This window comes from Microcoleus sp. N9_A1 (assembly GCF_036701795.1).
Classification (GTDB): Bacteria; Cyanobacteriota; Cyanobacteriia; order Cyanobacteriales; family Microcoleaceae; genus Microcoleus.
Window position 1 is genome coordinate 1 of sequence record NZ_JAUBRI010000165.1, and the last position, 2,386, is coordinate 2,386.

The 2,386-nt window shown below is 45.5% G+C and carries 1 protein-coding gene; it reads left to right on the forward strand.

Annotated elements, in window-relative coordinates; genetic code table 11:
• Positions 1-358 precede the first annotated feature (358 nt).
• Positions 359-2,287 carry a response regulator gene (locus tag QUA58_RS31095; RefSeq protein ID WP_333397980.1) on the forward strand — a complete coding sequence of 643 codons (1,929 nt, stop codon included), beginning with the start codon at positions 359-361 and terminating at the stop codon, positions 2,285-2,287.
• Positions 2,288-2,386 lie beyond the last annotated feature (99 nt).

Consider the following 2,386-nt stretch of genomic DNA (forward strand, 5'->3'; position numbering starts at 1 on the left):
GTTAAATGCCTCGCATAATGTCTGTCAATAGCCTTCATAGCCTTGATTTAACCTCTCGACAATTAATCCACCCTGCCTAGCCCCCCTTAATAAGGGGGGGACAAGATTCTTCTCAAAGTCAACCCCTACTCCCCAACAATCAGGGGGAGTAGGGGGTATGCGAGGGGGATCGAGATATGTGCAACTTCACATTAAATTGGTATAAACTGCGGAAGTGACAGCAATTTTTAGGTTATGGGACTGCAAAAATGATAAGATAAAAGCAGTAGTAATGAGTAGCAGTGATTTAGTTAAAAGCCACGCTTCGGCCTGACATTAAAGCGGGTCGATCGCATGGAAATTAAACCACACAGCCAAAATGAAGAAGTCTCAGATAAAAATTCTGCTCGTAGAGGACGATGGAGGGCTGAGTGCAACACTGGCAAATGTGTTGGAAGCAAATCATTACGGGTTTGATCGGGCAAATGATGGACAAGCGGGCCTAGACTTGGCAGCAGCAATTGAGTATGACCTGATTTTGTTAGACGTGCAGGTTCCCAAACTAGATGGAATTAGTCTATGTCGGCAACTGCGATCGCAAGGCTACTGCAAACCGATCCTGTTAATGACGGCAAAGGATTCAGATGCGGAGGTGGTGGCTCTTTTCGATGCGGGAGCCGATGATTACATCAGCAAGCCTTTTTCTACGGAAGTATTACTGGCAAGAATACGAACTTTATTGCGACGCAGTAAAGCACTTTCCCCAGGAGGTTCTACTCAGAATTCAGCGGCTAATACATTGACTTGGGGAGATCTTTGTTTAGATTTAGAGTCTGGTAGAGTGACATTTTGCGAACAAATAATTTCACTGACAGCGACAGAATATAATCTGCTGGAATTATTACTGCGAAATCCCGATCGTATCTTTAGCCGCAGTGCCATTTTGGATCGTCTGTGGGGATTTGATGACGCACCAACCGATCGCGCCATTATCACTCATATTAAGGAGGTCAGAAAAAAACTGAAGGCAGGTGGCTTAACTGAAGAAATCATCGAAACAGTTTATGGCATGGGCTATCGACTGAAACCGTACCCCCAATCAGCGTCGTCTCGTTCAAATAATCCTGGGATTGAGCGCACCCAAAAACATCAATCTCGCGGGGTAGATAAGTCCGAGAGCGACAAAGTGTTAGAGCGGTTTCGGGGAGGCTTCAACCCACAAATTGCTGTATTGGATCGGGCAAAAACTGCTCTATTAGCAGGAAATTTAGAAACAGAATTACAGCAAGCGGCTAAACATGAAGCTCATAAATTAGCAGGATCTCTGGGATCTTTTGGTTATCCCGAAGGCTCGAAATTGGCACGCTCTGCAGAGCATTTGCTAATCAACTATCGCTCTTTGACTGCTGAGGAAATTACCGAATTCTCGGAATTGGTGACAGGATTACAGCAGGAATTAGCCAAAACACCGATTACATCAACGGCTGTACCAGTTTCTACTATTTCAATTTTCAACTATCGGCTTTTGGTAGTTGATGATGATGCTGCATTAACGGAGCGATTGAAAGTAGAATCCGAAGCTTGGGGATTTCGGATGAAAATTGCGCCGAATATTACTGCTGCCCGATCGCGTCTTGCCCTGTCAATGCCCGATGTGATGTTACTAGATTTAAGTTTTGCAGAGAAAGAGGAAGATGGATTGACGCTACTGCGAGAACTGACCGAGCGATCGCCTACTCTTCCTATAATCGTTTTTACCGGACGAGATAGCCTTGCCGATCGCTTGGCAGTATCGCGCTTAGGTGCTAAGCAGTTTCTCCACAAACCTGCAACCACCGAGCAAATTTTTCGAGCGATCGCCCGTGTTCTACCCAGTCCCAAAACTTCAGAAGCCAAAGTCTTAATCGTAGATGATGACCCTGTGATGCTGGTTAAATTATCAGGGTTACTGACTCCCTGGGGACTTGAAGTGACAAATCTCAAAGAACCACAGCAATTTTGGGAGGTGTTAATTAGCACTGAACCCGATTTAGTAGTGCTGGATCTAGAAATGCCGATCGTCAGCGGCTTAGAATTGTGTCAGGTCGTCCGACAGGATATCCAATGGGAAAATTTACCGATTTTGGTGGTGACAGCCCATACCGATCCAGAATCTCTCCAACAAGCCTTTGCAGCGGGAGCCGATGATTTTATTACCAAGCCGGTACTAGGGCCTGAATTAGTCACGCGGGTACTGAGCCGAATCAGGCGCAGTCGTCCTTTACTTAAGCCGAGAAATATAGGACTTACGCATAGCCTGAATATATAGTGTTTTGTAGGGGCTCTCCCCACCTGACAGGTGTAGGTTTTTTACAATTAGGAGGAATTACAGGCATAAAATTCATCTACAGGGGTATCAGGGAAAGAG

What these genes read in the sequence shown, in the direction of transcription:
- QUA58_RS31095 (WP_333397980.1), top strand. Translation starts at nt 359, where the DNA reads ATGAAGAAGTCTCAGATAAAAATTCTGCTCGTAGAGGACGATGGAGGG.